The organism is Endozoicomonas sp. SESOKO3 (assembly GCF_024606255.1).
Genome location: NZ_JAHHPR010000073.1, coordinates 1 through 1,111 on the forward strand (window position 1 = coordinate 1; position 1,111 = coordinate 1,111).

General features: G+C 51.6%; 1 protein-coding gene. It reads left to right on the top strand.

The window, feature by feature from the left end:
- The coding region (locus KDK18_RS01230; RefSeq protein ID WP_257252612.1) for a hypothetical protein at positions 1-1,111 on the top strand (1,111 nt) is incomplete at both ends.

Here is a 1,111-nt window from a genome sequence, read left to right on the forward strand (position 1 = left end):
AACAAAAACTGGAAGCCAGATTAAAATTGCTGTTTATCGACCTGTTGGATTACCGTATCGAACATGGGCAGATGACTGTTCCCTTAATTGATGCCGGAGATTTTTTCGAATTACCGCAAGGCAAAAACAAAGCATCGAAACTGGGTTACAAAGATGCCATAAATCCAGCCTCAAGTCGGGGTATCACTTCTTATTTCAATGAAGAGAATGAAGTCCGTTACCTCGGCGTTCTGGAGGTTCGGGAGCCCTGGCCTGCTCTCAGCAGGATGGGTTTTGAGCCTCCCGACCTTTTCACGACTGCACTAATAAAGTCCGTTCAGAACCCGGGTTTACTCGGTGCAGATCCGGACGTTGACAAGATCTTTTTTATCAGGGCCCAATTCCTCATTGCCTCTGAAAACGAAACCGCGCAATACAGGGACTGGGTGAAGCACTCCATCATCAGCCGACTAGGTCAACTGGATCCGGCAAAGCTGGAGCATGTCATCCACTCCTTCGTCAGCTATCACCAGACAGAGCAGGGCACAGCAGGACAGGACATTCTGGGCCAGTTGCTGCTGACTGCCCGTCTCAGGACAATAACAGGCGGGCAGTCAGGATTAGCCTGGGACACCCTGGCACAGTTGCAAAAAATAGTGCCCGTGGATGTTAACCTCCAAGGGATGACCAGCTGGGATCACCAACCTCCTGCGAGAACCACTCACAGCCATCCCCTGCTTGTGGCCGTCTGGCAACAGTTGGCACGCTACAACCTGCCCGCCGGGCTCTATCATCTGGTGGACTTGCTTTCTGGTAACAAAGTTTCTGGTGGCGAAGGTTTTGTTATACCGATTCTTGGCTCGGGTGACAGACTTGCTGAGTTCGGATTGTCTCTGGGTCGTCTGTTCGGGGAAATTACCATTATCCTTGAGCCCCAACAGTACCTGTACCAGAGTCGTCTGGACGGCGATCCACCGACTCTGACAGTGGGCATAAAAGACAAGACTTTTGATAACCGCAGGTCTATCGCTATAGGCAAGTTGTTCGGCATGGCCCTGATAAACCATCCCGATGTGGCGGCTCTCGGTCAGGCTCAAAAGGACTTGCGGACAATCTGGGGGTTGTCAGCAAC